The organism is Romboutsia sp. 13368 (assembly GCF_018336475.1).
Taxonomy (GTDB): domain Bacteria; phylum Bacillota; class Clostridia; order Peptostreptococcales; family Peptostreptococcaceae; genus Romboutsia.
Genome location: NZ_CP048741.1, coordinates 644,897 through 645,314 on the forward strand (window position 1 = coordinate 644,897; position 418 = coordinate 645,314).

Below are 418 nucleotides of genomic sequence, written 5' to 3' on the forward strand. Positions count from 1 at the left end.
TTCAAAATGTTCCACCTGAATTAAATGAAGCTGCAAAAATAGATGGAGCTAATTGGTGGCAAAGATTAAGAAATATAACTATACCAATGGTAAGACCAGCATTTACAATAAGCTTATTTTTAACACTTTCAAACTCATTTAAATTATTTGATCAAAACCTAGCTCTTACAAATGGTGGGCCGGGTAATGCAACTCAAATGCTAGCGCTAAATATATATCAAACAGCATTTTCATTAAATAAAATTAACTTAGCACAAGCAAAAGCAGTAATATTCTTCTTAATAGTTGCAGTTATAGGTTTAGCTCAAGTWTATATGACTAAGAAAGATGAGGTGGAAGCATAATGAATAAAAAATTAAGTAAGATAGCGTTAGATATGTTAGGTATAATATTAGCATTAATATGTTTATCGCCATTT

Annotated in this window: 1 protein-coding gene; it reads left to right on the forward strand. The window is 29.7% G+C overall.

Annotation, left to right across the window (positions count from 1 at the left end; genetic code table 11):
* Positions 1-344, forward strand: a 344-nt coding sequence (locus G3997_RS02660; protein ID WP_296647668.1) for a carbohydrate ABC transporter permease, incomplete at its 5' end; no start/stop codon positions are given.
* Positions 345-418: the final 74 nt, after the last annotated feature.